Genomic DNA, 26,579 nt, shown 5'->3' on the forward strand with positions numbered 1-26,579 from the left:
GGCGTGAGCATCATAAGGAGATGTAAGTGTCTCAAAAAATGCTAGTAGACAATTCACTCTCCAGCTTACTCCTTGAAAAGGCTGAGCCTCGTATATTGCTTTCTGCAGATCCGGTATCCGCCGCTTTGGCTATTGCTACCGACCTCTCTGATGAATCAAGCACAGACACTCAGTATCACTTTGATGAGCTTTTACCCTATCTGTCTTCGACTGTTGATCCTCAGCTTCCATCATCGCCATCTTTCGACAACATGATGACAGAGCCCTCTGATTCGGGGCTGAATTCAGTGTCTGTCGTTCGTGAAGTTATCTTTGTTGATACTCAGGTGCCTGATTACCTGAAGCTTATTAACCAGTTAGAGATCAAAGATGGTTCTAGCATCATTGTTTCTCTTAACTCTTCAGAGAATGGGCTCGATAATATCGGCCGTGTGCTTCAAAGCTATCAGAATATCGATGCTATTCATTTGATTAGCCATGGATCTGATGGAACTCTTCAGCTCGGTGATACAACTCTAAACAATGAAAGCCTGGATACATATTCTGAAAAGTTACTGAGTTGGCGAGACTTTCTTAATGAAGACGCGGATATTCTCATCTACGGCTGTAATCTTGCCGCCTCAGAAAACGGTGTTAGTTTTGTTAATCAACTGGCCAGTCTGACCGGGGCTGATATCGCTGCAAGTGACGATCTGACCGGAAGCAATCGTCTTGGCGGTGATTGGGAACTTGAATATAAAAGTGGGCAAGTTGAGGCTGCTCTGGTGATCTCTGAGTCGACTCAAAAGAGCTGGGAAAGTGTGTTAAATCTGATGCTGTCTACGGATGGAAACCCTAATTCCGGAGCCGCAGGGCTGGCGTCCTGGAATGCTGCTGCCGTTCTTGATTTTACGCCTACCCCCTCGGGATACGGTTCAGATACTAATGGTAGTTTGAGCTTCCTCTTTGGTTTTACAGGGGGAGTGAATATTGATGCGCTGCATTATGTTACTGCGGATATAAGCGTGGGTACAGGGACACCGATTGATCTCTTAGCAGGAGACCTGTTGATGTCTTTGGATTCTGATGAAACCCTAAGTCTCAACAATACTCTAGACGTAAAGGCTGAAGATATATTTATTTTTCGGCCTGATACTCCAGGTGACTACTCGGCAGGTACTTTTAGTTTACTGTTTACTAATCCTACAGCTAAAGACATTACAGGCTTTACCTTAGTAGAGGACGCAACAGTGGTTGGTGATACCACTCTGCAAAAAGGTACATTCCTTTTTTCTGTTACAGGTGCCGGCGCCGATGATTTTGGGATTAACAGCTTTCAACCCGACGACCTTTCGCTATCACCATCGAATGGGATTTCCGCTCAACTTATTGATGGCAGGGAAGAAATTGTTGCTGGAAAAGATCTCTTTCAAAATAAAATAATTGGTATTGAACTGGTAGAGAATGATTACTCTACCGGAGGAGAAACTCTGTCAGCGGGTACCATTTTATTGACGTTTGACGGAGATAAAGGTGTTTATGCTGATAACACTCTGATTGCTGAACGTCAGGATATTTACGCCCTGAATGTGTCTGAAACCACGCTGGTAAATGGTGCTACTGCAGCGACGGTTACTATGTTTTTTGATGGGGAAGATATTCTACTTGATGAAAACAAAGAGAGTCTCAATGCTATTACGTTGACTGATCCGCAGAGCGCTGCAAACTCCCTTCCAACAGGGGGAGTAAGCATTGATGGTGTAGCTACAGAAGATAACCTTCTGGCCGTCAATCTCTCAACTTTAGCGGATGCTGATGGGTTGGGAGCCTATAGCTATCAATGGCAACGAGATGGGCTAACCATCACAGGGGCTACTACAGGAAATTATACCCTGGGGGATGCTGATGTAGGTGCTCTGATTAGTTTAGTGGTCAGTTATACCGATGGAGCAGGTAACCTCGAGGTTGTTAACAGTGGAAGTGTTGGTCCCGTAGCAAATATTAATGATGATCCGACCGTCGATAATGCCATCGCAGATCAAACAGCGACAGAAAATAGCTTATTTATTTTTACCTTTGCGGCTGACGCCTTTGGCGACGTCGATGCCGGAGACACGCTGAGTTACACTGCGCAGCTTGTCGGTGGTGGGGCTCTACCTAGTTGGCTCGTTTTTGTCCCAAGTGCGCGTACCTTTGGTGGCTTTCCGTTAAATGGGGATGTAGGTACGCTTAGCATCGAGGTCATCGCTGATGATGGTAATGGCGGCACACCCGCGGTGGACAGCTTTGACTTGGTGGTCGGTAATATCAATAACGACCCCACCGTTGACAATGCCATTACTAATCAAAGTGCAACAGAAGACAGTCTGTTCAGCTTTACCTTTGCGGCCAATACCTTCGGTGATGTCGATGTTGGCGATACCCTGACTTATAGGGCGCAGCTGGCAGGCGGTGGCACTTTACCGACCTGGCTCAGTTTTAACCCGTTGACCCGCACCTTTGAAGGCACGCCACTTAATGGGGATGTCGGCACGCTGAGTATCGAACTGATCGCCGATGACGGTAATGGCGGCACAGCTGCGATAGAAAGCTTCGATATTGTGGTGGCGAATACCAATGATGACCCTACCGTCGATAATGCCATTACTAATCAAAGTGCAACAGAAGACAGTCTGTTCAGCTTTACCTTTGCGGCCAATACCTTCGGTGATGTCGATGTTGGCGATACCCTGAGCTACAGCGCACAACTGGCCGGTGGGGGAGCATTACCCAGCTGGCTGAGCTTTAACCCGGTGACCCGCACCTTTGAGGGCATACCCTTAAATGCCGATGTCGGCACCCTAAGCATCGAACTGATCGCGGATGACAGCAATGGTGGAACAGCTGCGATAGAAAGCTTCGATATTGTGGTGACGAATACCAATGATGATCCTACCGTCGATAATGCCATTACTAATCAGAGTGCAACGGAAGACAGTCTGTTCAGCTTTACCTTTGCGGCCAATACCTTCGGTGATGTCGATGTTGGCGATACCCTGAGCTACAGCGCACAACTGGCCGGTGGGGGAGCATTACCCACCTGGCTGAGTTTTAACCCGGTGACCCGCACCTTTGAGGGCACGCCCCTCAATGGGGATGTCGGCACGCTGAGTATTGAACTGATCGCCGATGACGGTAATGGCGGCACAGCTGCGATAGAAAGCTTCGATATTGTGGTGGCGAATACCAATGATGATCCTACTGTCGATAATGCCATTAATAATCAGAGTGCAACGGAAGACAGTTTGTTCAGCTTTACCTTTGCGGCCAACACGTTCGGTGATGTCGATGTTGGCGATACCCTGAGCTACAGCGCACAACTGGCCGGTGGGGGAGCATTACCGACCTGGCTGAGCTTTAATCCGGTTATTCGCACCTTTGAGGGCACGCCCTTGAATGCCGATGTAGGTACCCTAAGCATCGAACTGATCGCGGATGACAGTAATGGTGGAACAGCTGCGATAGAAAACTTTGATATTGTGGTGACGAATACCAATGATGACCCTACCGTCGATAATGTCATTACTGACCAGAGTGCAACGGAAGACAGTTTGTTCAGCTTTACCTTTGCGGCCAATACCTTCGGTGATGTCGATGTTGGCGATACCCTGAGCTACAGCGCACAACTGGCCGGTGGGGGAGTATTACCGACCTGGCTGAGCTTTAATCCGGTGACCCGCACCTTTGAGGGCACGCCCTTGAATGCCGATGTAGGTACCCTAAGCATTGAATTGATCGCGGATGACAGTAATGGTGGAACAGCTGCGATAGAAAGCTTCGATATTGTGGTGGCGAATACCAATGATGATCCCACCGTCGATAATGCCATTACTGATCAGAGTGCAACGGAAGACAGTTTGTTTAGCTATACCTTTGCGGCCAATTCCTTCGGTGATGTCGATGTTGGCGACACCCTGAGCTACAGCGCACAACTGGCCGGTGGGGGAGTATTACCGACCTGGCTGAGCTTTAATCCGGTGACCCGCACCTTTGAGGGCATACCCTTAAATGCCGATGTCGGCACCCTAAGCATCGAACTGATCGCGGATGACAGCAATGGTGGAACAGCTGCGATAGAAAGCTTCGATATTGTGGTGGCGAATACCAATGATGATCCTACCGTCGATAATGCCATTACTGATCAGAGTGCAACGGAAGACAGTTTGTTCAGCTTTACCTTTGCGGCCAATACCTTCGGTGATGTCGATGTTGGCGATACCCTGAGCTACAGCGCACAACTGGCCGGTGGGGGAGTATTACCGACCTGGCTGAGCTTTAATCCGGTGACCCGCACCTTTGAGGGCATACCCTTAAATGCCGATGTCGGCACCCTAAGCATCGAACTGATCGCGGATGACAGCAATGGTGGAACAGCTGCGATAGAAAGCTTCGATATTGTGGTGGCGAATACCAATGATGATCCTACCGTCGATAATGCCATTACTGATCAGAGTGCAACGGAAGACAGTCTGTTCAGCTTTACCTTTGCGGCCAATACCTTCGGTGATGTCGATGTTGGCGATACCCTGAGCTACAGCGCACAACTGGCCGGTGGGGGAGCATTACCCAGCTGGCTGAGCTTTAACCCGGTGACCCGCACCTTTGAGGGCATACCCTTAAATGCTGATGTCGGCACCCTAAGCATCGAACTGATCGCGGATGACAGCAATGGCGGCACGCCTGCGGTAGAAAGCTTTAATCTTGAGGTTGTGCCAAATGAAGCGCCCGTTGGGGATGTCTCAATAACTGGTTCTCCAGTTATAGGTCAGGTATTGACGCTGGATAATACGATTACTGACGCGGATGGTCTGGGGCCTTTTAGTTATCAATGGTACAGAGATGGTTTGCCAATTCCGGGTGCTACAGCAGCAGAATATACCTCCACTGCTTTGGATAGTGGTGCAGATATTAATGTTATTGTCAGCTATACAGACGCATTAGGTAATGATGAACAAGTCGTTAGTGCTTTAGTTAGTATAGCGGTACCCGTGGAAGATATTATTTTAGTAGAGCCTGTCGAAAATGAGCCAGACGACCCTGATGATGAAGAGAGTTCTGTTTTAGCAGTTTCTGCTGATGCTGACGAACCCGCGATAGCGTCTGAAGTGGTTTCTGTAACACCGGAGGCCGTCACCGTTCAATTTCATTCGCCTAAGCTAATTTCAAGTCTTGTCGATCAAGCTTATGAACTACCTTCAACATTGAATGAAGCAATTAAGCACCAGGTCTCTGTGTCACAACTTCAACCTATATTAAGTCTGCTTGCCGAGCCGATACAGTTACAAAGCTTAGGGGGCTTTATAGATGGGTTGGAAAATTTAGAAAAAGGAGCTGATGAGCAAGTAGCTCTTGAAACAGCCCTGATAGGGGGATCAATTGCGATCTCTTCAGGGTTGTCTGTGGGCTATGTTATCTGGCTTGCCCGGAGTGGCGTTTTGTTGAGCTCTGTTTTAACCGCATTGCCAGCCTGGCGCTTCATTGATCCTTTGCCGATATTGGCAACACTCTCGTCTGATGATGATTCGAAGAAAAAGGATATGGCGGATAACGAATCTCTGGATGACATTGTGGACCATGAAAAAGAACCAGCTGAGTCAGATGACGAAGATGATTTAGACGATTCGGATAACACAGGAAAAGATAAAACATGAGCTGGTTAAAACGCTTATTCTCAGTTCGTAGTACGACCAGCAGGATCGCTTTTGGTCAGGTTAGTATGCTGATTAGCGTGACTTTAGTTGCCATTATACTGGGAATACTGCCTGACTTTTTAGGTACTCGCTTAAAAGACCGGGTATCGCTGGCAGAAGCGATTGCTGCGAATAGCTCTGTTTTAATTACACAAACGGATCTGATTCGACTGGAAAGTGTTTTGAATCTGGTTGTCGAGCGAAATGACGAGTTGTTATCTGCGGGAGTTCGTCGGGCTGATAATCGTCTGGTGGTGAATATCTCTAATCATCAAACAGATTGGAACAAAGGTCTCAATGAAGAGGCTATTGATCAACAGATGATTGTTCCAATTATTGCAGGCCGCCAACAGTGGGGAGCCTTAGAACTCAAGTTTAAACCGCTTTACGGTGAAGGAATTCTGGGCTTTTATCATCGTCCTACTGTTCAATTTATTCTTTTCTGTGGTGTGATCCTTTATCTGCTTTATTTTTTATACCTAACCAAAATGTTAAAACAACTCGATCCATCTCAGGCAGTACCTGATCGTGTACGTGCCGCATTGGACACGATGGCGGAAGGCTTGATTGTACTGGATCGTAAAGCCCAGATAGTACTGGCGAATCAGGCTTTTTCGGATCTATTGAGCAGATCATCATCTTCTCTAATGGGATTTGAAGTTGATAAATTGCCCTGGCAACTCAAAGAAGACGCTTCAACCGATGATTTTCCATGGTTAGCTGCGATGAATACCGGTAAGGCTGAAATGAATCAGACGGTTCGATTGGAACTTGAGGACGGGGTGCGAACTTTCATGGTGAATTGCTCCCCTGTCCTGGCTGATGAAGGTAAAGCGGGCGGTGTGTTGGTTAGCTTTGATGATATTACACAACTGGAAGAGCAGGAAGTGGAGCTGCGCCGTTCTAAAGCTGAAGCTGAACAAGCAAACCGGGCTAAGAGTGATTTCCTCGCGAATATGAGCCATGAAATTCGTACGCCTATGAATGCGATTCTTGGTTTTACGGAGGCACTTAAGCGAGGTTACGGTAAGAATGAACAGAATAATGAGCACTATCTGAGTACTATTTTGGTTAACGGTGAACACCTTCTTAATCTTATTAACGATATTCTCGATCTGTCTAAAGTTGAGGCGGGTCATCTCGATGTAGAATCGGTTGCCCTCAAACCCTATCAGATTATCAGCGAAGTGATTCAGGTTATGAGTGTTAAAGCTCAGGAGAAGGGAATCGCGCTTGCTTATCGTCCGGAAGGGAGTATCCCGGAAACGCTGATGTCAGATCCAGCCCGTTTCAGGCAGATAATCACTAATCTGGTAGGTAATGCGATTAAGTTTACAGAGGCAGGGGGAGTGACTGTTGTAACCCGCATGGATACACAACAGAATAAATTGATAACTGAAGTCAGGGATACTGGCATTGGAATGACCGCAGAGCAGGCAATTTCTGTATTTGACCCTTTTGTTCAGGCGGATAGCTCAATTACTCGCCGTTTTGGCGGGACGGGTCTGGGCCTGGCTATTAGTAAAAAGTTTGCTGAGGCCATGGAGGGAGAGATTTACGCCAGAAGTGAGCCTGAAAAAGGTAGTCAGTTTTATTTAGAGCTTAATGTTAAGACAGATGGTCCCGTTGCGCTAATTAGTGCAGAAGAGATTAGTGAATTAAAGCAAAGCGAAGCAACACTGAATGTTGCGCGTTGGAAATTTCCTGATGCCAGTGTACTAGTGGTTGATGACGGAATAGAAAATCGAGAGTTAATAAGCCTGGTTTTGTCAGAACAGGGTATTAAAACAGACGGGGCCGCTGACGGTGTTGAGGCATTAGAAAAGCTGGCGGTTAACCAATATGATCTGGTTCTGATGGATGTACAGATGCCGAGAATGGATGGCTATACTGCTGCTCGAGAAATCCGTAAGAAAGAGATGACTCTTCCGGTGATTGCACTAACTGCTCACGCAATGAAAGGGATAGAACAAAAATGTCTTGATTCAGGATACTCAGGCTATATGAGTAAGCCAATTAATATCGATAAACTGATTCAGTTACTAGTTCATGAGTTAGATGCTGAGCCGCTGAGCGAAGCCTGTAATGATGATCGGGCATTAGATAATGGAACAGTGGGAGTCTCTTATCATTCGTCTTCGCCCAATCAATCAATATCAGCGTTGACATTAGACGATAGCTCTCAACTTTCCCCTCTTTATTCTGAGCTGGGGGCCTCAAATCCTAAATTTGAAAAAATTGTCGCACGCTTTATTGTGCGGGTAAACGATGTTTATAAGCAGATACAGAGTTGTTCTACGCAACAGGATTTTACTGTTCTCAGGGCGCATGCGCACTGGTTGAAAGGCTCGGCAGGGTCCGTTGGATTTCCTGGGCTGACTGATTTAGCAGTAAAACTGGAGCAGACAGCCATAAAACAGGAGGTTGCTGGAACTGAGATGTTGGTCGCTGCTATCGGTGTAATGATAAAGCGCATCAATCTGGCGAAAGATAATCCAAATGGCATTAATAGTCTTTCGACGCAGACAGACAACCAATGGGTTATACCTGAAACAGTCACCTCTGAGTTAGCAAGTCAGGGGGAGAAATTCAGGTTAATAGCAGTCAAGTTTGTAGCTAAACTTGAACATCAAATAACTCAGATGAAACAGGAATTAGACGGTAATGATTTTAGCGCGTTAGCTGATCTTGCGCATTGGCTGAAAGGCGCAGGAGGCTCTGTTGGTTTTCCGGTGTTCACAGAGATAGCAAAAGCGCTTGAAAAAGCGGCACAAGCAGAAAACGGACCGGAATGTGAGACATTGATAGCCACTGTTGATGAAATACATAAAAGGATCAATCTATGATCATGCTATCTGATTTGGAAAGCACGTTATGAATGAATCAAATAAACTAATAGCTAATCCAAACGCACGAAGCGAGTTTCAAAATGCGCTAATTATGATGGTAGATGATGAACCTATCATGATGGAAATCGTACAGGCCCATCTTGAAGATGCCGGCTATAGTGAGTTTATCAGTGTAGAAGATTCCCGGGAGGCGTTCGATGTACTGACGCATCGAAGACCGGATATTCTGTTTCTGGATCTTGTGATGCCTGAAGTGAGTGGTTTTGATGTACTGCGCCGTATTCGTGACTACGATGAATTTGCTTATCTACCGGTAATTGTCCTGACTTCATCAACGGACTCCGCCTCTAAACTTAAAGCGCTTGAATTGGGTGCTACGGATTTTCTATCTAAACCGGTAGATGCCAGTGAGTTGAAGCTTCGATTACGCAATACTCTGACGGTGAAAGCCTATGTTGACCAGTTAGCGTCGTCAGACGCATTAACCGGCCTGCCAAACCGAAAGTCAATACATGAGAAAATTATCTGGTCACTAAAATATGATCAGATGCATAGTTATAAAACGGCGTTATTGAATATTGGTCTCGATCGCTTTGGGGAAATTAACGAATCTTTAGGGGTCCATAATGGAGACCTGCTTTTAAAGCAGGTTGCACAACGAATCAGATCAGTCATCGATCAACGAAATAAGTTACTGGCGACAAATCACCGAGAAACGGAATTGACCATAGCGCGTTTATCAGGAGATGAATTTGGTGTACTTGTTCCTTCATTTTATCAGGATGAGCATGCGGCTTCGTTAGCGACACAGCTGAGAAGTGAATTAGGGAAAGTTTACCGAATAGATAATCATGACCTGTATGTATCAGCTTCAATCGGCATTGCAGTAGCGCCTGAAGATGGATTATTAAGTGATGACCTTATAAAAGCCGCAGGTACGGCAATGCGTCAGGCCAAGCAAGGAGGGGCAACCAACGGCTTCTGTTTTTACTCAGGCACTTCAAGTTCAGACTTGCAGGAGAAACTTGAACTAGAAACTGACCTGCATACCGCTTTGGAAAATGATGAGTTAATGCTGTTTTATCAACCTAAAGTCGATTTGATAACAAAGCAGGTTACCGCTGCTGAAGCATTAGTTCGATGGAATCACCCGACGAAAGGATTTATCTCCCCTGTACAGTTTATTCCGCTGGCTGAAGAGAACGGCTTGATTTTATCGATCGGTGACTGGGTATTGAATGAAGCATGTAAACAGGCGGAAATCTGGCGGCGCGCTTCAATGCCCGATATCAAAGTATCGGTAAATGTATCTGGCCAACAGTTTAAAGAGGCTACCTATCAGGCCAGGGTTCAAGAAGCGTTGAAGAACTCAGAATTACCGCCATCATTACTGATGCTGGAAATGACAGAGAGTCTGGCAATGAGTGATGTTGAGTCAAGCATTGAGCTTTTTGAAGGATTGAAAACGTTAGGGGTTGGTTTATCTATTGATGATTTCGGTACCGGTTATTCTTCTTTGAGTTATCTGAAAAAATTTCCGTTGGATGAGCTAAAAGTGGATCGGTCTTTTATTACAGGGATTCCGGAAAATAAAGATGAGATTCAGTTAGTACAAGCGATTATCGCGATGGCTAAAGCGTTAAGGTTATCTGTCGTTATTGAGGGGGTAGAAACTGCTGCTCAGCTTAACCTGTTACAAGCGACTCAAAGTGACTTGATTCAGGGGTTCCTTTTCAGTAAACCTCTGCCTGCAGATGAGTTTTCTGAGTATGTGATGAGTAATGTTTCACAGGCTTCGTTCTAAGTTTTCTCTATCTAAAGAGGGTCCGGTGAATTGACTACTGTTTGACCATAAGTACGCTTTATGTGGCACGCTATACCTGTTCAGCTGTTTTTATAAGTTATATAGCTATTAATCATCCCCAAAACTGGTACAAATATTGTTTTTTTGTTTTAGTTCTTCATTATAGTGAGTAATAACAGTGGTTAGATTAAAGTCGGCTGTTAGCGAGTTAAGCTTCACAGACTGAATTATTAGGAGTATCTACATTGCGTAAACTGTCAGGAGTACTACTCCTAACCGCTTTTTTCAGTACGAATAGTTACGCGGTGGCTAGCGGTGCAGATTTGATTAAAGAACTGTTAGATGCAGGCCGTTATAGTGAAGCGTATGCACTGGCTATGACCTATCTGAGTGGCAGTGAAGGTGATCCTGAATTTGATTTTCAGTATGGTGTGGCCGCGATTGATAGTGGTAATGCCAGTGAAGGAGTATTCGCACTTGAACGGGTGGCATTTACTGACCCTGACAATCCATTGGTCAGACTTGAGTTAGCGCGTGGCTATTACTTATTGAATCAGTTTGAAAAAGCTAAGCAGCTTTTTGAACAGGTTTTGCAACTATCCCCTCCCAAAAATGTACAGATACGTATAACAAAGTATCTACAATTAATTGAGAGAAATTCTTTTCCTATTACAAAGATTGCTGGTTTTGTTGAGATCTGGCGTGGGTTTGATAGCAATATTAATTCAGCACCAGAGTCTCAGACGGATTTAGTGACGTTGTCCGAAGATGCTCTTGGCCGGGGCGATCAGTTTAATCGAATACATCTTAAGGGAAGTATCGATCATCAGTATCAGACAGATAGAAAACTGGATTTTAGTTTAAGTGGCAATTTCCGCTATTACGATACCGAGAGTGAACAGGACTATAGCACCGTTTCAATTAACGGAGGCCATACATGGACGGATCAAAAAGAGAGGTATCGCCTGGGTGGGGTGATGCAGAAGTATATGCGTGATGGTCAAAGTTATCGTGACCTCCTGGGTATTAACGCAAGCTGGACATATTTACCGAATAATGACTCCCAGCTAAGGCTATCAACCGGGGTTAGTTCTCTTGATTATGTTGATTCCAGTTGGAAAGACGCCACGCAATATCATCTGCAGGGTAACTACTTTTTGGCTGTAGAGGGTAACTGGCAGCCTGTTTGGTTTGCTGGTCTTTTTGTTGGTGAAGAAACCCCTGATACGGCAGGAATATTGGCGGATTCTCAGGTAGATAGGTTTTTCTGGGGATCAAATGTCGGGGTGCAGCTTCGGCCGGGCTCTGGTCTGATACTAACTCCTGTGATCACTTATCAGTCCAGTCGCTATAAAGGAGAAGACTGGTTGTATGCTGTGAAACGTCAGGATGATTTTGCGATGTTGAATATAAATCTTGAATGGGCATTGGATAATAATTGGGACTTGCTCGCCAATTTAAGCTCAAACCATGCAGATTCAAATATTGAGTTGTATGAATACGATCGTCAGCAGGCAATGCTCGGTCTGCGATACAGTTTTAAGTGAGGTAAGGTATGAGATCTCTGTTATTGACGTGCATATTATTGCTTAGCTCGGGTTGGCTGTCGGCGGCAGAAATGGTCGGCACTGTTATTTTAAGTATGGGGCAGAATTTAGCGGTTGCTACTGATGGTAGTGAGCGAATTTTGAAACGTCAGTCGGAAGTGTATGCTAACGATCTGTTAATAACCGGAGAAAAAGGCCTGTTACAGTTACGTTTCAGTGATGGCTCCAGACTGGCTTTAAAATCTTCTACAGAGTTTCGTATTGCTGAATACAGCTTTGATCCGAAACAATCGGACGAAGGAAAGGCGATCTTTCAGTTGTTAAAGGGGGGAATGCGGACTATCTCAGGCCAGATAGGTAAATCCCACAAAGAAAATTATAGGCTGGAAACTACGGTAGCCACTATTGGTATCCGGGGTACTCATTACGGTGTCGAATACACGGATGACGGTATCTATTGCGAAACTATTGAGGGAGCTATTGAAGTAACGACTAAGAAAAAAAGTATAGTGGTGGGTGCCGGAGAGGGAGCATGGTTGAGTAGTACCGGCAATATTATAAAAGGGGACGCGACCGGACAGACCGGAGGCTATGTGTTAGGTAACCAGCATCAGACTATTCCTGAAGCATCAGCTGAAAAGCTGGATTCGGTTTCAGATGATGCCGACGTTATTCCTGCTGTAGACCCCGAACTGGAAGGGGTTTTACCACCGCTGCCAGCAGTACCTCAGACACCGCAGGTAGTCGCTCCGGATCCAACTGGTAATGCCCGTGTTAGCCCCTTGGGGGCGCTTACTGCTGTTGCTTTTACGGAAAATGATCCAACCAGTGGCCGGCGCGGCGGGAGTGGTTCGGTACTTGTGAATTCCAGTTCGGCTATCAATGTAGATGGTTCAATAGGTACTGGAAGTCTGGTAACGGGTATTCGTTACATTGACCCTACCCCTAATACTACTACCAACGCTTGTTCTCCCTGTGAGTTCACGGGAGGAGGAAATACCGGACTAGTCACCGGGGTAGGAAACTTATCACTAGCAGGTGCTACTTTAAGTTGGGGTCGTTGGAATTATGGTGATTTTAGTCTTACTGAGAACGGTGTAGTACAGAATGTGGAGGGCTCTTTTGACTTTATGTACAGCGACAGCCTGACGACCCAAACTCAGTTAGATGCTTTGGAAACGGCGCGTAGCGGTTCTTATCTATATACCCATAGCGTTGGTTCAACCAATTTAACCTCTCCTCAAATTGATACGGGTGCTACTGGAACTTTGGTAGGGCATAGTGCTGCTGGAGCTCCTGTTGGGAGGCTCTATAGCGGTACTTATGTTGTGATGAACTGGGATACGCTTGTCATTGAAGAAATAAGTATAACCGCTACTGTAAATGATGGCGGTTTACGTAGTTACCTGCTGACTGAAGAGTCTGGTGTTTCGACTGCTTTGAATGATGTGCTTCAGGGAGGAGAATTGAAACTTTCAGGTAGTTGCAGCGGTAGCCAATGTACTGTTGGAGGAAACGATACTGTCATGAGTGGTCAGATGACTTTTGATTTTGTTGGCTCTCAGGCGGACGGGGCTATCACATCTTATAGTGCTTCGGGTGTTAGTCCTGTTCTTGGACAGGATATAACCATTTCGGGAACCGCGTTGCTTGATAGTGCGGGACCAGCCCCCTGATTATTCATTGATTACTGATCAATGGCGTTCAGATCAGGCTGATCACTTCACCATGATTGAGCCTGTCTATCTGATGTTGTGGAAGCAGTTGCTGGCATTGCTGCATAATAATGCCTTCAACACCCGGTTTCAGGTGTGTAATTGCTATGCGTGGATCAATTTGTAGTTGCAGGATTTGCTGTGAAAGCAACGACGGAGTGAGATGACCGCTGAGACGAGCCAGCTCTTCTGACTCGTTAGTAAATGACACATCAATGATCAATAAATCAGGATTACGATCATTCAGAATAGGCCAGAGGGAATCATTGATCCCACTATCTCCTGTAAAAGCAAAACTGTTTTGTCCGTCACTGACCAGATAACCGGTTGTAGGTGTTGGATGCTGGGCGGGTATCACTTCTATTTTTTTCTGTTGAATCAATAGCGTCTCAGAGACGTTCACACTGTGCATCTTAATAATAGGTCGCTCTTCTGGCAACACAGTGTAATCGGGCCAGATCACCCAGTTAAAAATATGCTGTTTGAGTGCGGATATCACTTCGGGTAGCGCGTATATATTGATCGGTGTCGGATTATGATCAAATATTGTCGCCAGCATCAGCGGTAGACCGATGATATGATCCAGGTGAGCATGGGTAATGACGATGTCACGGATATTTAGCATCTGCTCCATCGTCATCAACTCAACACCGGTTCCTGCATCCAGTAGTAGAGAGTCATCTATAAGAAAAGTGGTAGTCTTAAGTCCCTGACCGATACCACCACTACATCCTAATATCTCTATTTTCACATCTGTCTCCGACAGGCTTGAAATAACGTCTTGTTATAAGCCTCTTTAATCGTACTTTTATATCACAGAGGCTAGGCTGCTTATAGCGATTTAGGGGCTTTCGTACTAAAAATGAGAGGTTCGTTGCTCGCTGTTATCTACTGTAAGGATATGATTAGACGGAATAAGATGTTTTACTCTCTCTAGTTACTTTTCCTCAAGACCGCTGTTGCCGGAGCAACATATGAAACAACGAAGAATTCGTACATTACTGGGGTTACTACTGACGGTGATGATGTTGATTCCTGTTATTCAGGATAGCCGGCCGGCCTTGCTGCAGCGTTTTGAGTATGACCTCTATGATATGCGCTTAATACGGTTTCTCAAGCAAGATCAGGACCCTCGAATTGTTATTGTTGATGTAGACGAGAAAAGCCTGGCTGAACAAGGGCGCTGGCCCTGGAACAGGGCAAAACTGGCACTTCTGTTAGATCAGTTGTTTGATCGTTATGGTATTGCAATCGCTGGCTTTGATATGGTGTTTTCAGAGGCCGATAGTAGTGTCGATCTGCTCCAGATAAAAGATTTACTCTTAAATTCAAATAAGTTTCCGGATTTGCTTTCTGTTTTGCAACAGCTCGATCCCGATCAACGCTTAGCTGATGCGATTCGTGACAGGCCCGTGGTATTGGGTTATCTGTTTGATCGAAGTGACTCTGAGTTACTGGTGGGTGATCCGGGTAAAGCCGTTATAACAGCAGCCCCGATACTTGATCTACAGCCCATTCCTGAAGCGAACGGGGTTATTGCCAGTGTCGATGCTTTGCAAAGTCAGCAGCTGCGCAGTGGTTTTTTTGACAATCCGATGGTAGATAGCGACGGTGTTTACCGAAGGGTTCCTTTGCTGCAACGATATCAAAGTGAATATTATCCCTCGTTGGCGTTAGCGATGTGGTTAGCTTTATTTGAAGAGCAGCAGGTGATACCTGAATTTGAGTCTGATATGACGGGGGAACACCAGGCATTGGTGTCGCTCAGTGCTGCAGGTCAATCAATCCCTGTAGATCAGTCAGGGGCTGTGCTGGTACCTTACCGCGGTAGTCAGGGCAGCTTTCCATACGTTTCAGCGACCGATGTTATTACAGGCCGGGTAGATGCAGCGTTGTTAGAAGGAGCGATTGTGCTGATTGGAACCAGCGCGGCAGGGTTGCTGGATCTGAGGGTTACCCCAATGAGCAGTCGTTATCCAGGGGTGGAAGTACATGCCAATATTCTTTCAGGGATGTTGGATGAGAGAATATTCAGTGAGCCGGATTACACCCGGGGAGTCGAACTTGTTCAATTGATCATCAGTGGCTTGCTGTTATCCATTTTAATTCCACGTAGCTCAGTCGCTTTTTCTACGCTGATTACATTGGGTTGGACTGCGTGTTTAATAGGTTTTAATTTATACGCGTGGCAGAGCTTGTTCTGGGTAATCCCGTTAGGTTATAGCTTGCTGTTAGTGCTACTGCTCTATCTGTTTCAGCAAACAACCGGATATTTCTTTGAAGCGCGGAATATTCAGCAGCTTGCGGGGCAGTTTGGTCAGTATATCCCCCCGGAAGTAGTACTGGAGTTGGGCCGTCAGGACGAGGGCGTTCAGCTGAGTGGTGAAAACAGAGATATGACGATTCTGTTTTCCGATGTCAGAGGGTTTACTCAAATATCAGAACAGCTAACACCGCAGCAGCTTACACGCCTGATGAATGTCTATCTGACCGATATGACCCGTATCATTCACCAACAACGAGGAACGGTAGATAAATATATAGGTGATGCAGTGATGGCATTCTGGGGGGCTCCGTTAAGTGATGACAAGCATTCATTACATGGACTGGATTCTGCTCTGCAGATGTTGCAACAACTCCCTGGATTGAACAAACGTCTGGTAGAAGAAGGATTACCTGAGATTCAGATTGGTATAGGTGTTCATTCTGGCACGATGAGTGTCGGAAATATGGGATCAGAGTTTCGAATGGCGTATACGGTGATGGGTGACGCGGTTAATCTGGCTTCCCGACTCGAAGGGCTAACAAAATACTATGGGTGTCCATTACTGGTGAGTGGCGATATGCATGCCCGGTTGCCGGGTTACCTGTATCGGCAGATTGATCGGGTAACCGTTAAAGGGCGTCATGAAGCTGTTGAGCTGTTCCAGCCGATGTTAGTGACTGAAACCGATGGTACCGAGCTGACCGAGCAGGTAGAACGTTTTAATGAGGCCGTGAACTTGTATCGCCAGCGTCAGTGGCAGGAAGCCCTGGTGATATTTAAATTGTGGTTAACGGGGTTTCCAAATGACAGAACAGCTGAGTTATATATTCAGCGGATTAAAGAATATCTGGCAGTAGACCCTGGTCCTGAGTGGATTCCGGTATATAGCCATCAGGATAAGTAATACTGATCAATATTAATCAGGTAATACTGTCGGCTGGTTATTCAAGATAAGGAGGTTTGCGTTTCTTTAATCCAGGAAGCTTTGTCAGGTCTACTGTATCTATCTGGCGAGGGGCCATATGGCTGTGAGCATATTCCAGATAAGCACCGCTGTTTACAAACACGCTGAATAGGTCAGCATCCAGGTGCTGTTCTTGAACCATACGACCGATAATAGTCATCGCTTCCGATAACAGCATTCCTTTTTTATAGGGCCTGTCAGGTGAAGTGAGTGCTTCGAAAATATCAGCAATGCACATGATTCGGGCGCGCAATGAAATCTGATCGCCTTTTAAGCCTCTAGGGTAACCACTACCATTTAAACTTTCATGATGGTTGCAGGCTATTTCAGGTACTTGAGACAGGTATTTAGGGTAGGGAAGTGACTCCAGCATATCGATAGTCACTTTGATATGGTCGCGCATCACCTGGATCTCATTCTGTAACAGTGTTCCTTTGCGGATACAGAGATTTTCTGTCTCATCCTCTGTGAGCAGTTGGCGAAGGTTACCTTCATCATCGGTCCAGGCTGTTTCAGATATCTGCATTATCCTTTGAACATCGGCATCGGCCATAAATTCCGTTCCGCTATTGCACTGGCGAAGGAAAGCGATATCCATGTCGATTTGAAGGCAGGCTTCTTGTAGTCGTGTTTCCGCTTGGGCAAGATCATGGCCGGTTAGTGACTGAGCATGTCGCAGATGATTGAGTTGTCGTTGAAGTTTGTATTCGCGAAAGCGTGATACAACCAACTCGATACGATCAAACATCGTATGTAGTTTGGTTGCTTTGTCGATAATGTACTCAGGGGACGTTATTTTACCACAGTCATGCAGCCAGGCTGATATACGTAACTCATACATCTCTTGTTCGTTGAACTGAGTATCCAGAAACCGAGTGTCCAGGCTACTGTTTACTGCATTGGCAAGGAGCATTGCGATTTCGGGCACCTGCTCACAATGCTTTCCTGTTACCGGTGATTTATGGTCAATAGCCCGGCCCATAAGCTTTATAAAAGATTCAAATAGCTCTTTCTGAGCATCGATCAGGCGTCGCTTAGTCAATACAGTGGCAGCGAGAGAGGCCAATGACTCAACCAGATGCTGTTGGTCTTTGGGGAATGCAATAACGTTATTATCTGTGTCCATCGCGTTGATTAACTGCAGGACACCAATAATTTCACCTTCATGGTCCTGTAAGGGCACACAAAGAAATGATTTTGAGCGATAGCTCAGTTGAATATCAAATTTACGGGTACCGGAAAAATCATATTTATCAGAACAATAAGCATCAGGAATGTTGATTGTTTCCTGTAGTGCGAAAGCTTGCGCAACCACTAAATTGGAAACCTGATTCTGAGCGTTAAATACTTCTACAGTAGGTAAATCTTTTGGTTTACGATGGATTCCAAGAGAGCGGTTATGAAGAATTGTGAAATGTAATCTATTTGGGTCGCCCTCTTCGACAGTATACAAGGTCCCGCCATCGGCATTGGTGAGTTGCATACAGCCAAGGATAATTCTATCCAGTAATAGAATATGGTTTTTTTCGGTCGTCAGTGCGCTGGTTAGTTCGGCGAGTTGATTAATAATTTCATGCGTATTCAGATGGTGCATTGTCTACTAACCAGATAATTGTTCAGAATTGATATCCAATGTGACGCTGGAGGGGGGCATAGTCAAGTTCAACCGGATGCAGAAGTCACCAAATAGGGTAAATATAGTGCTTATGCTTGTTATTTTCCGTAGCGAGTCTCGCAGTGAGGATTTTGTGTGCTAGAAAGACAATAATCAGGCATGTGTTTAATACCGAACGTTGAAGAAAGCCTGCTGGAGTTTCTATGCTGAATATGAATTTTACTCAATCGGTATCCATTGATACCCACAGCCTTAAGTGGGTTGCCAGTCCAATGCCTGGTGTCGTGCGTAAACCGTTGGCAAGAGAAGAGGCTGAGCAGGGTCATGCGACCAGTATTGTTTGTTATGAGCCAGGCGCCTCATTTTCATCACACGGCCACCCTAAAGGAGAGGAAATTCTGGTATTGGAAGGCGTTTTTTCTGATCAGACCGGAGATTATCAGGCAGGTACTTATTTTCGTAATCCTGAAGGCTTTAGTCATGCTCCTTTTAGTAAGGAAGGTTGTACGATTCTGGTGAAATTACATCAGTTTCAGGCCGATGATTCAGCTCATCTGGCCATTCAGACCAATAATGCAAAATGGCACCGGGTGAACGACTCTCTGGAATATCTGGGTTTGCATCATCATAAGGATGAGCAGGTATTTATGATGCGTTCTGGCGCTGAGTTAAAAGTTGATCTCGATGAGGCGCTAAAAGGCCTTGAAATTTATGTAATTAGTGGTGAATTACTAGAAAACGGGCATCGCTTTAGTGCAGGGAGCTGGTTGCGGCGTCCTGCTCTGAACAAAAAACTCCACAACGACTCTCAGGAAGATTGTTATCAATTAGGTTCAGATACTGTTGTCTGGATCAAGATGAATCATCTGTAGGTCTCCTATGCGTATTATCCTCAGTCGAAAAGGGTTTGATTCCTCTTCGGGCGGATGCCCAAGCCCTATCTTACCCGACGGACGTATGGTGTCTCTTCCCATACCTGATTCAAGATCAAAGATCCGTTATCGGGATCTGAAACTAGTTGACGTGAATGCCGGCCGGCTGGTCTCACAACTTACCCGGAAGAAAATTATAGGGAGCAGCGGTGCACACCTTGATCCTGATCTCAGTATTGGACACCTTCCGAGGCTGTTGGGCTGGCGGCCTTTATTGGGACAAACTGGCTCAGCTCAGGGGCATCTGCACAAGCAGGGAATAGAGCCTGATGATATCTTTCTGTTTTTTGGGTTGTTTCGAGATGCCGAAATACACAATCGTCGATGGCGCTTTGTGCCAGGCAGTAAACCCCGTCATATCATTTGGGGATGGCTGCAGATCGATGAGATTCTGCCGGTTGATAGTCTGGATAATGATGCCTATTCATGGCTGAATTATCACCCTCATCTGCACGGCGAAGCTGATAAAGGTAATACATTGTATGTTGCGCGTGATTATCTTTCACTACCGGGCATAGACAAAGTGCCAGGCAGCGGAATTTTTGATCGGTTTGATCCTCGGCTGCAATTGACTCAAACAGGTTCAGAGAAGCCTAGTCAGTGGCAACTTCCTAAATGGTTTTTCCCGGGCGATCGTCAACCACTGAGTTATCACGCTAAAGCGGGGCGATGGCAGCAGAATAAGTCTCATTGCTTGCTGAGTGCGGTAGCCCGTGGGCAGGAGTTTGTACTGTTGGCGGATCAGTATCCGGAAAGCGGTGACTGGATTCGTGAGCTTATAACGATGGTATAGCCGTCTAAAGGCTTACTCGCCTTTCATTTTTCGTGCGTGACCGGGGGTGATGTGAAAATACCGCTTAAATGCCCGTGAGAAGCTTGAAACGTCTGAGAATCCGAGTTCATCTGCTAGCATGCTGGGAGAGATATCACTGTTTTGAAGTAGAAAACGCGCCCTGTTTAGTCGTCGCGACATGATGTACTGCTGGGGTGTCTGGTGCAGCTCTTTCTGACATAGAGAGTAAAAGTGGCTTTCACTGAGATTAAGTGCGTTAGCTAAGTCGTGGTTGTTAGGCGGGTTAGAAAGGTGCTGATCGATGTAGTGATTGAGTACGTTTCTGCTGAGCCTTAAATTTTTACCTTCTGTAATTGCAGTGGCTGAATACTGTTGGCATAGCTGGGTGATGAATAGCGTGATCAGTTGGCAGTTAATCTGGTATCGGCTTTGCTGATTGATCCGCTGATCACCTTTTGCAAGTTGATTGGCAGCAAAGTCCAGCATGGGTAATAGTTCAGGAGAGAGTGTAATGAATTCGGGGTTTTTTAATATTGAATCTTTAAATGAAAGGTTACAGCTGTGCTCCAGCGCCTGAATATAGGGGTCGAAGGGGGCGAGATCAATAACTAACAGTTCACTGTCATCACTTAAGCCGCAGAACAGATGCTTCTGACTGTCGGGAACGATAGCCAATGTCCCTGAAGAAATTTGACCGCTGTCCTTTTCGAACTCGCATTCCATTTTACCGTTCAGCCCAATCAGGATTTGCGCGAAATCGTGCAAGTGTTCGCCGCTCTGATGGGCGATAAGATTAAGGCGTGCCTGGCTTTCTTTCATGGGTTATCGGTCTGTCATTAGTTTTTTCTTTTCTGGGCTGACTGGCTTAAAACAGCAAACTTAATAGTCTGAGTCAAAAATTTAATAGCTTCAGTCAACCGTTAAGCGTCTTTGCCAGCTAACATTACTTAAAATCGGATTATAAGAGAAACTGTTATGCAACTGAATGCTATTCAGGTCCGTGAGGCGCTGCCCTGGGATCGACTGATCGAAGCGCTGAATGCTATTTTTACTAAAGAGGTTTGTGCGCCGGTTCGCCATCATCATAGCATCAACGTTCCTAACGATCCTGATGCGACTTTATTGTTGATGCCAGCTTGGCTGGAAGGAGAGTATCTGGGTGTTAAACTGGTCAACGTTTTCCCCGGCAATAACAGCCGTGGGCTTCCCGGGCTGAATAGTAACTATATATTGTCTTCCGGAAAGACAGGTCAGCCTCTGGCCCAGCTCGATGCTAATGAGTTAACCGCCTTGCGAACGGCTGCTGCTTCGGCCATGGCCTCCCGTTACCTTTCTAAAGCTGAGGCATCAGAGTTATTGATGGTGGGTGCTGGGCGAATGAGTCGCTATCTGGTGCCTGCGCATATGAGCGTGCGGCCGATTAAGACAGTGCGGGTTTGGAACCGAAATGAGCTGGCTGCGGCTGAATTAGTGAAGGATCTTAAAATCGATGGAATAGATGCTGAGCTATGCCCGTTGAATCAGTTGGAAACAGCGGCTCGCAGTGCGGATATAGTCAGCTGTGCCACAATGTCGACTTCGCCTTTGATCAAAGGTGACTGGTTAAAGCCCGGTGCCCATCTTGATCTGGTTGGTAGCTTTACTCCAGGCATGCGTGAAACAGATAACCGAGCTATGCAACGGTGTGATGTTTTTGTGGATGTACGAGCAGGAGCGTTAAGTGAAACCGGAGATCTGATTATTCCTATCAGTGAAGGGGCTATCACTAAAGATATAATTATTGCCGAGTTTACTGAGCTGTGTCGTGGTGAACATAAAGGCAGAGCGGATCTGAGCGATCCGGAAAACGCGATCACTTTGTTTAAATCAGTAGGCGATTCCAGAGAGGATTTAGCTGCTGCAGTGTTGGCTTATCAGCAGTCGCTTCCTGCGTAAGTTGTCTGAGACTCAAGAGCTTAGGATATTTGAATGCCGCATACTGAGTTAGGTCAAAAGCGTAACGAAACTCCAGTTTCATTGGCGGTCATTGGCTCGGGTATCATTGGGCTTTGTACCGCCCTTGAAGCACAGCGAAAGGGTTGCCGGGTAACTCTGTTTGATCGAGATGAACCGGGTCTGGGTGCTTCTTTCGGTAATGCCGGTTTTCTGGCGACGGAATTGATAGAGCCTCTATCCAATCCGCAAACGTTACGCTCCGCACTAATGCTTTGGTTAAACCCAAATGGCCCTCTATCGCTGCCGTTACAGTATTTAATTAAGATAGCCCCATGGCTGGTCAAATTTATAAAAGCAGCCAGACCAAAATCCCTTGCAAGTAGCCGTCACGGATTGATTCAATTAAACAAAAATTCTATAGATGCATGGCAGCGCTGTCTGGATGATATTGATGCCAGTGAGCAGATTGTTAACTCGGGCTATTTGTTGGTTTGGGAGTCATCTTCAAAACTGGCTGACGCACTTAAACATCAAGACTGGTTAAGTGAAAATGGGATAGCAACTGAACTGGTTCAGGGAAGACGATTGGTTGAACTGGAACCCGCGCTGAAAGAAACAGTCAGTCATGCGCTTTTTTTTCCTGAAGCCTGTCGGGTTAGAGAACCCTATGAATTATGTAGATTACTTTTTAATGTTTTTATGGCGCGTGGAGGTGCCTTTGTCCAACAGGAAGTAAAACAAATTACACCTAGTGCCGATCAGGTTTCTCTTAAGACCGCTGCTGATGAGTTAGATGCTGAAATCGAACAACTTTACACATTTAAGAAGACGATTGTTTGTGCCGGTGCCTGGAGTAAAAAACTGTTAGAGGGTGTTGGAGTACATGTGCCCCTCGAGGCAGAGCGGGGCTATCATCTGACGCTTCCTGAGGCTGGTTCAATGTTACAACACTCAATCGGTTCGGCAGAGCGTAAGTTTGTTATGGGGCCACTGGATAGCGGGTTAAGAGTTGTGGGTATTACTCAGTTAGGGGGGCTGAAACTAGGGCCGTTCAAACACTGTTTTAATATTTTGCGTCACAATAGTTCTAAACTGTTACCTGAACTGGAAGACCCATCTTTGAGTGTGACAGAGTGGATGGGGCATCGACCAACCCTGCCGGATTCATTACCTGTTATCGATCAACACCCCTTACACCCGCAGTTGCTGTTTGCCTTTGGAAATCAACACTTAGGTTTAACTCAGGCAGCCTTGACGGCTGAACTTATTATTCAATTGATGCAAGAAGATACCTCGAAAATTGACCTGTCACCTTATCGTGTCGATCGATTTTAGATGGTCGCTCAGATAGTTTTACCCGATAGATTGTTGAGCAGTTCAGTTGGATGTGAGATCAGGCTTTAATCCAGCTTTTTTCATCAAAGTTGATGATGCAATATGCATAGTGAGATCTTTGGTATCTGTAAATCAAGGAGGGAGCTTTCATCAAATGTTGAGAGTTCAGTTACTAATTATCCAGTCTAGTGTAGTTAAAAAGAATATAAAAAATTCTATCTTGTTTCCCTTACATACAGTAGCGAGCATACTGAGCAGTATATTTACGAAAGAGGTTCAAAGAGTTTAATTCTAACGTTAGAGTTTCACTGCGGTCAGGAGGGAAAGGATCTTGATGTAGGGTATATCAGTAAAACTACTTTCTACGACCGACGCAGAATAACAGAAGAATAGTCGGAAAATGCCGGTAAAGCCTGATCAGTTCAATTAATAACCAGTGATCATATATTAAAAGCCAGGCGAATCAGAGCTTAGGTGCAATGACATTTGTAATGATTTACAAGTATATAGAGGAAAATATGAAGCTGGGTATACGTTTAGCCGTTTTTGTATTATTGGCACAATACTATTGCGGTATTTCAGCATTCGCAGATGAATTTAATGATTCTGTTAAAGGCTTTAATGATGCAGCGTCTATGCATCGTGGCGAATACGAGGTTTTAATAAATTCTCGAGGTCTGGCGCTTGGTGCAGATGAACGTAATCTCATCCTGAACCTTGAAGTAGTGATAGATAGGTTGGCAGGATGGGATGGGACTCTATTATTTTATCATCATGCGGATAGTATTTTAAAAATCTGGGCTATTACGGGAGACGGTTCCTTCGCTTGGGAAAAAAGTTGAAATCTCAGAAGAGAACTTGAAGAAATTAATTGATGGATATAGAAATGGAATAGGTAGTTTATGGGGCCAAATAGAAAGAGCGCCTAAGCCTAGAGGAATAAAGCGAATAAAAGATGGTAGTGACTATCAGAGCGTGAGTAGAGCAAAGATTAGCCAGGTGCTTTTCCCTGGGGATATTGAAGTCTTATTGGAAACCTCAAGCAGTATAATGATTGTTCCTTCCTTAAGCATTGGAAGTGTCCCATTCAGCTCACTAGAGCTTCCTCATTCAAAAAGAATACTTTCAGACATTACTTCAGTGACAGTATTGCCAAGTTTGTATGATACAAACCTATCTGTACCCATGTATGGTTCAGATGATATTGAAGCGCTTGTTATAGGTAACCCGAAATTTAGTGATGATCCTGATTGGGTATTACCACAGTTACCAGGGGCAGAAAAAGAAGCGAGATTGATTTCCGAGATGTTTAACTCAACCCTTCTCGTAGGCGCTGAGGCGACAAAAGATAATATTATTTCAAGAATTGAAACGGCAAAGATTATTTATTTTGCAACCCATGGCGTCGCCAGTGCAATTAATCCTCTCGATGAGAGCTTTTTAGCAGTATCTGGCACTAATAAGAGACAGGCTCGCTTAACGGCAAGAGAAATTCAGAATATGAATTTAGACGCAGAACTGGTTGTGTTGAGTGCTTGTCAAACCGGTCTAGGTGGTACGGAGGATGCTGGAATAGTAGGCTTAGCCAGAGCGTTTAAAATAGCTGGCGCCAAGCAAGTTGTTGTTAGTTTGTGGAATGTAGATGATTCAGTCACTGCTGAATTGATGCTGGAGTTTATGAATAAGTTTATTGGGAATGGTTTTGATGCTGCCCAATCTTTACGGTTATCAATGAATAAAATTAAGGAGCTTTACCCCTCCCCTGCATATTGGGCACCATTTGTTGTTATAAATGGTAAGGGTTTCATATCCTCTAATTGAGAATATAGTCATTTATACGACTTAGGTTAGAAAGGATTCAGCGTTAAGTTGATAACCACGATTCTAAATGTGGGCGCTGAATCGACCAGCTTTTCGTATACATCTAGTACTTTGACGTGGACTGACCTTGCTAGCACTTGGTTTTATCTCGTTATTACGGTCAGTCAGTTAAGAGCAGTGGACTTACGCCATATAGTGAACATTATAATTTCTTACTAATAAGCCTAAATTAAACCAGCATGACTTACATGAGTTCAGCTCTGTATAGACAGAAATGCAAGTGATCTCGATGTAAAATTGAAACTGCCAATTTATTTGTTTCACTACAACTGTCTACAGACCTTACGGCATATGGGATTTCAGGTTTCGCGTTAACATGAGATGAAATCTCAAACTCAATTTGAAACAATACAATCTTATGTAAATTACTTTGAACAGTATTGCATTGTACAAAAACAGACCTATAATGACGATTCGTCATTATAGGTAGATAGCCCCGAATGAGTCCACGTCAGATTGATCAAAGCACCCTGGTAGAGCGAGAGAACGTATTGCTTGATGCCGCTATGTTGCTGATTAAACAGCAAGGTGTAGAAGGGCTGACAATGGATAAGCTGGTAAAACAGGTGTCTTTTTCTAAAGGTACGATATACAACCACTTTACCTGTAAAGAAGATTTGATGCTGGGGTTGTGTAATAGGGGAATGGGTCTTCTTGGGGCGCTCTTTACGCGTGCTGGAAAATTTGAAGGTACAACGCGAGAGCGAATTATCGCAATTCATTTTGCTTATCTGCTCTATTCCCGTTTATACCCAATGATGTTTATGCTGGTGATCTCGGCGAAATCACCCGGGGTAACAGAAAAGGCATCAACGCGTAATCGTGAGATGCATCTGCAGCTTGAGGCGAGTCTGACTACCGGCATTATCAATATTATCTGTCAGGCGCTAACGGAAGGGGAGTGTAACAATCCTAACAATCTGGCGCCTGAGCAAATTGCGTTTGCTAATTGGTCATCGGCATTTGGCACGATTGCATTACTGAGCAAGGATTTTGAGCAGTGTGGTATTCGTGCACAGATGCAGAGTGAGCAGGCGCTGCTAGCCAATGTGAATCTAATGTTGGATGGTCTGCAATGGCAACCTTTATTTTCTGAGTTTGATTACACGCAAACGCTGGAGCGACTTCGATGCGAAGTTTTTGCACCAGAGATAGCGTTATTAGCCGCTCAGGAACAGGCGCTCCAGTGTTGATTTGAACGGTAGCAAAAGAGTAAAAGAACTGCGGCGCTTGCG

General features: G+C 45.2%; 16 protein-coding genes. 13 read left to right on the top strand and 3 right to left on the bottom strand.

Annotated features, from left to right (window positions below; translation table 11 throughout):
- Positions 1-26: 26 nt before the first annotated feature.
- The 5 genes from AMJAP_RS06365 (at position 27) to AMJAP_RS06385 (ending at position 13,584) form a co-directional block, all read left to right on the top strand.
- Positions 27-5,669 carry a putative Ig domain-containing protein gene (locus AMJAP_RS06365; protein ID WP_201356418.1) on the top strand — a complete coding sequence of 1,881 codons (5,643 nt, stop codon included), beginning with the start codon at positions 27-29 and terminating at the stop codon, positions 5,667-5,669.
- The gene (locus AMJAP_RS06370) at positions 5,666-8,554 is read left to right on the top strand and encodes a response regulator (protein ID WP_019621413.1); all 2,889 of its coding nucleotides are present in this window, start codon (positions 5,666-5,668) and stop codon (positions 8,552-8,554) included. Before AMJAP_RS06365 ends, AMJAP_RS06370 begins: the two co-directional genes overlap by 4 nt.
- A gap of 28 nt (positions 8,555-8,582) precedes the next feature.
- Entirely contained in the window at positions 8,583-10,361 is a 1,779-nt protein-coding gene (locus tag AMJAP_RS06375) for a putative bifunctional diguanylate cyclase/phosphodiesterase (protein ID WP_019621414.1), read from the top strand.
- A gap of 245 nt (positions 10,362-10,606) precedes the next feature.
- Entirely contained in the window at positions 10,607-11,908 is a 1,302-nt protein-coding gene (locus AMJAP_RS06380; protein WP_019621415.1) for a surface lipoprotein assembly modifier, read from the top strand.
- 8 nt (positions 11,909-11,916) lie between these two features.
- Positions 11,917-13,584, top strand: coding sequence for a FecR family protein (locus AMJAP_RS06385; protein ID WP_019621416.1), 1,668 nt, complete (start codon positions 11,917-11,919; stop codon positions 13,582-13,584).
- 28 nt (positions 13,585-13,612) lie between these two features.
- Here AMJAP_RS06385 and AMJAP_RS06390 read toward each other — a convergent pair whose 3' ends face one another.
- Positions 13,613-14,374 (bottom strand): 3',5'-cyclic-nucleotide phosphodiesterase, encoded by a 762-nt coding sequence (locus tag AMJAP_RS06390; RefSeq protein WP_019621417.1) that lies wholly within the window; start codon positions 14,372-14,374, stop codon positions 13,613-13,615.
- Between the two features lie 223 nt (positions 14,375-14,597).
- Here AMJAP_RS06390 and AMJAP_RS06395 point away from each other — a divergent pair, with 223 nt between their 5' ends.
- Positions 14,598-16,793, top strand: a complete 2,196-nt coding sequence (locus AMJAP_RS06395) for a CHASE2 domain-containing protein (protein WP_019621418.1) — start codon at positions 14,598-14,600, stop codon at positions 16,791-16,793.
- A gap of 37 nt (positions 16,794-16,830) precedes the next feature.
- Here the strand turns inward: AMJAP_RS06395 and AMJAP_RS06400 are convergent, their stop codons facing one another.
- The gene (locus AMJAP_RS06400; protein ID WP_019621419.1) at positions 16,831-18,447 is read right to left on the bottom strand and encodes an HD domain-containing phosphohydrolase; all 1,617 of its coding nucleotides are present in this window, start codon (positions 18,445-18,447) and stop codon (positions 16,831-16,833) included.
- Between the two features lie 224 nt (positions 18,448-18,671).
- On the opposite strand from AMJAP_RS06400, the gene AMJAP_RS06405 reads away from it, so the two are divergent.
- A complete protein-coding gene (locus tag AMJAP_RS06405) occupies positions 18,672-19,340 on the top strand; it encodes a cupin domain-containing protein (protein WP_019621420.1) in 669 nt (222 codons plus the stop codon).
- 7 nt (positions 19,341-19,347) lie between these two features.
- The gene (locus AMJAP_RS06410) at positions 19,348-20,193 is read left to right on the top strand and encodes an Nmad3 family putative nucleotide modification protein (protein WP_019621421.1); all 846 of its coding nucleotides are present in this window, start codon (positions 19,348-19,350) and stop codon (positions 20,191-20,193) included.
- A gap of 12 nt (positions 20,194-20,205) precedes the next feature.
- Here AMJAP_RS06410 and AMJAP_RS06415 read toward each other — a convergent pair whose 3' ends face one another.
- The gene (locus tag AMJAP_RS06415; protein ID WP_019621422.1) at positions 20,206-21,012 is read right to left on the bottom strand and encodes an AraC family transcriptional regulator; all 807 of its coding nucleotides are present in this window, start codon (positions 21,010-21,012) and stop codon (positions 20,206-20,208) included.
- A gap of 156 nt (positions 21,013-21,168) precedes the next feature.
- Here AMJAP_RS06415 and lhpI point away from each other — a divergent pair, with 156 nt between their 5' ends.
- From lhpI to AMJAP_RS06440, 5 genes are all read left to right on the top strand, one after another.
- Complete coding sequence (lhpI, locus tag AMJAP_RS06420) at positions 21,169-22,128, top strand: bifunctional Delta(1)-pyrroline-2-carboxylate/Delta(1)-piperideine-2-carboxylate reductase (RefSeq protein WP_019621423.1); 960 nt, start codon at positions 21,169-21,171, stop codon at positions 22,126-22,128.
- Between the two features lie 33 nt (positions 22,129-22,161).
- Positions 22,162-23,463, top strand: coding sequence for an NAD(P)/FAD-dependent oxidoreductase (locus AMJAP_RS06425; protein WP_019621424.1), 1,302 nt, complete (start codon positions 22,162-22,164; stop codon positions 23,461-23,463).
- A 479-nt stretch (positions 23,464-23,942) separates the two neighbouring features.
- Positions 23,943-24,305 carry a hypothetical protein gene (locus tag AMJAP_RS06430; protein WP_201356419.1) on the top strand — a complete coding sequence of 121 codons (363 nt, stop codon included), beginning with the start codon at positions 23,943-23,945 and terminating at the stop codon, positions 24,303-24,305.
- Positions 24,306-24,321: 16 nt separating this feature from the next.
- The gene (locus AMJAP_RS06435; RefSeq protein ID WP_201356420.1) at positions 24,322-25,284 is read left to right on the top strand and encodes a CHAT domain-containing protein; all 963 of its coding nucleotides are present in this window, start codon (positions 24,322-24,324) and stop codon (positions 25,282-25,284) included.
- Positions 25,285-25,784: 500 nt separating this feature from the next.
- Positions 25,785-26,537: a TetR/AcrR family transcriptional regulator gene (locus AMJAP_RS06440; RefSeq protein WP_019621426.1), complete on the top strand. Its 753-nt coding sequence runs from the start codon at positions 25,785-25,787 to the stop codon at positions 26,535-26,537.
- Positions 26,538-26,579: the final 42 nt, after the last annotated feature.

The sequence above is a fragment of the Amphritea japonica ATCC BAA-1530 genome, from assembly GCF_016592435.1.
In the GTDB taxonomy this organism is placed as follows: domain Bacteria; phylum Pseudomonadota; class Gammaproteobacteria; order Pseudomonadales; family Balneatricaceae; genus Amphritea; species Amphritea japonica.

Coding starts and splice junctions, on each gene's coding strand:
- AMJAP_RS06385 (WP_019621416.1), top strand. CDS start 11,917: ATGAGATCTCTGTTATTGACGTGCATATTATTGCTTAGCTCGGGTTGG.
- AMJAP_RS06400 (WP_019621419.1), bottom strand. CDS start 18,447: ATGCACCATCTGAATACGCATGAAATTATTAATCAACTCGCCGAACTA.
- AMJAP_RS06410 (WP_019621421.1), top strand. CDS start 19,348: ATGCGTATTATCCTCAGTCGAAAAGGGTTTGATTCCTCTTCGGGCGGA.
- AMJAP_RS06375 (WP_019621414.1), top strand. CDS start 8,583: ATGAATGAATCAAATAAACTAATAGCTAATCCAAACGCACGAAGCGAG.
- AMJAP_RS06370 (WP_019621413.1), top strand. CDS start 5,666: ATGAGCTGGTTAAAACGCTTATTCTCAGTTCGTAGTACGACCAGCAGG.
- AMJAP_RS06395 (WP_019621418.1), top strand. CDS start 14,598: ATGAAACAACGAAGAATTCGTACATTACTGGGGTTACTACTGACGGTG.
- AMJAP_RS06425 (WP_019621424.1), top strand. CDS start 22,162: ATGCCGCATACTGAGTTAGGTCAAAAGCGTAACGAAACTCCAGTTTCA.
- lhpI (WP_019621423.1), top strand. CDS start 21,169: ATGCAACTGAATGCTATTCAGGTCCGTGAGGCGCTGCCCTGGGATCGA.
- AMJAP_RS06415 (WP_019621422.1), bottom strand. CDS start 21,012: ATGAAAGAAAGCCAGGCACGCCTTAATCTTATCGCCCATCAGAGCGGC.
- AMJAP_RS06430 (WP_201356419.1), top strand. CDS start 23,943: ATGACATTTGTAATGATTTACAAGTATATAGAGGAAAATATGAAGCTG.
- AMJAP_RS06405 (WP_019621420.1), top strand. CDS start 18,672: ATGCTGAATATGAATTTTACTCAATCGGTATCCATTGATACCCACAGC.
- AMJAP_RS06440 (WP_019621426.1), top strand. CDS start 25,785: ATGAGTCCACGTCAGATTGATCAAAGCACCCTGGTAGAGCGAGAGAAC.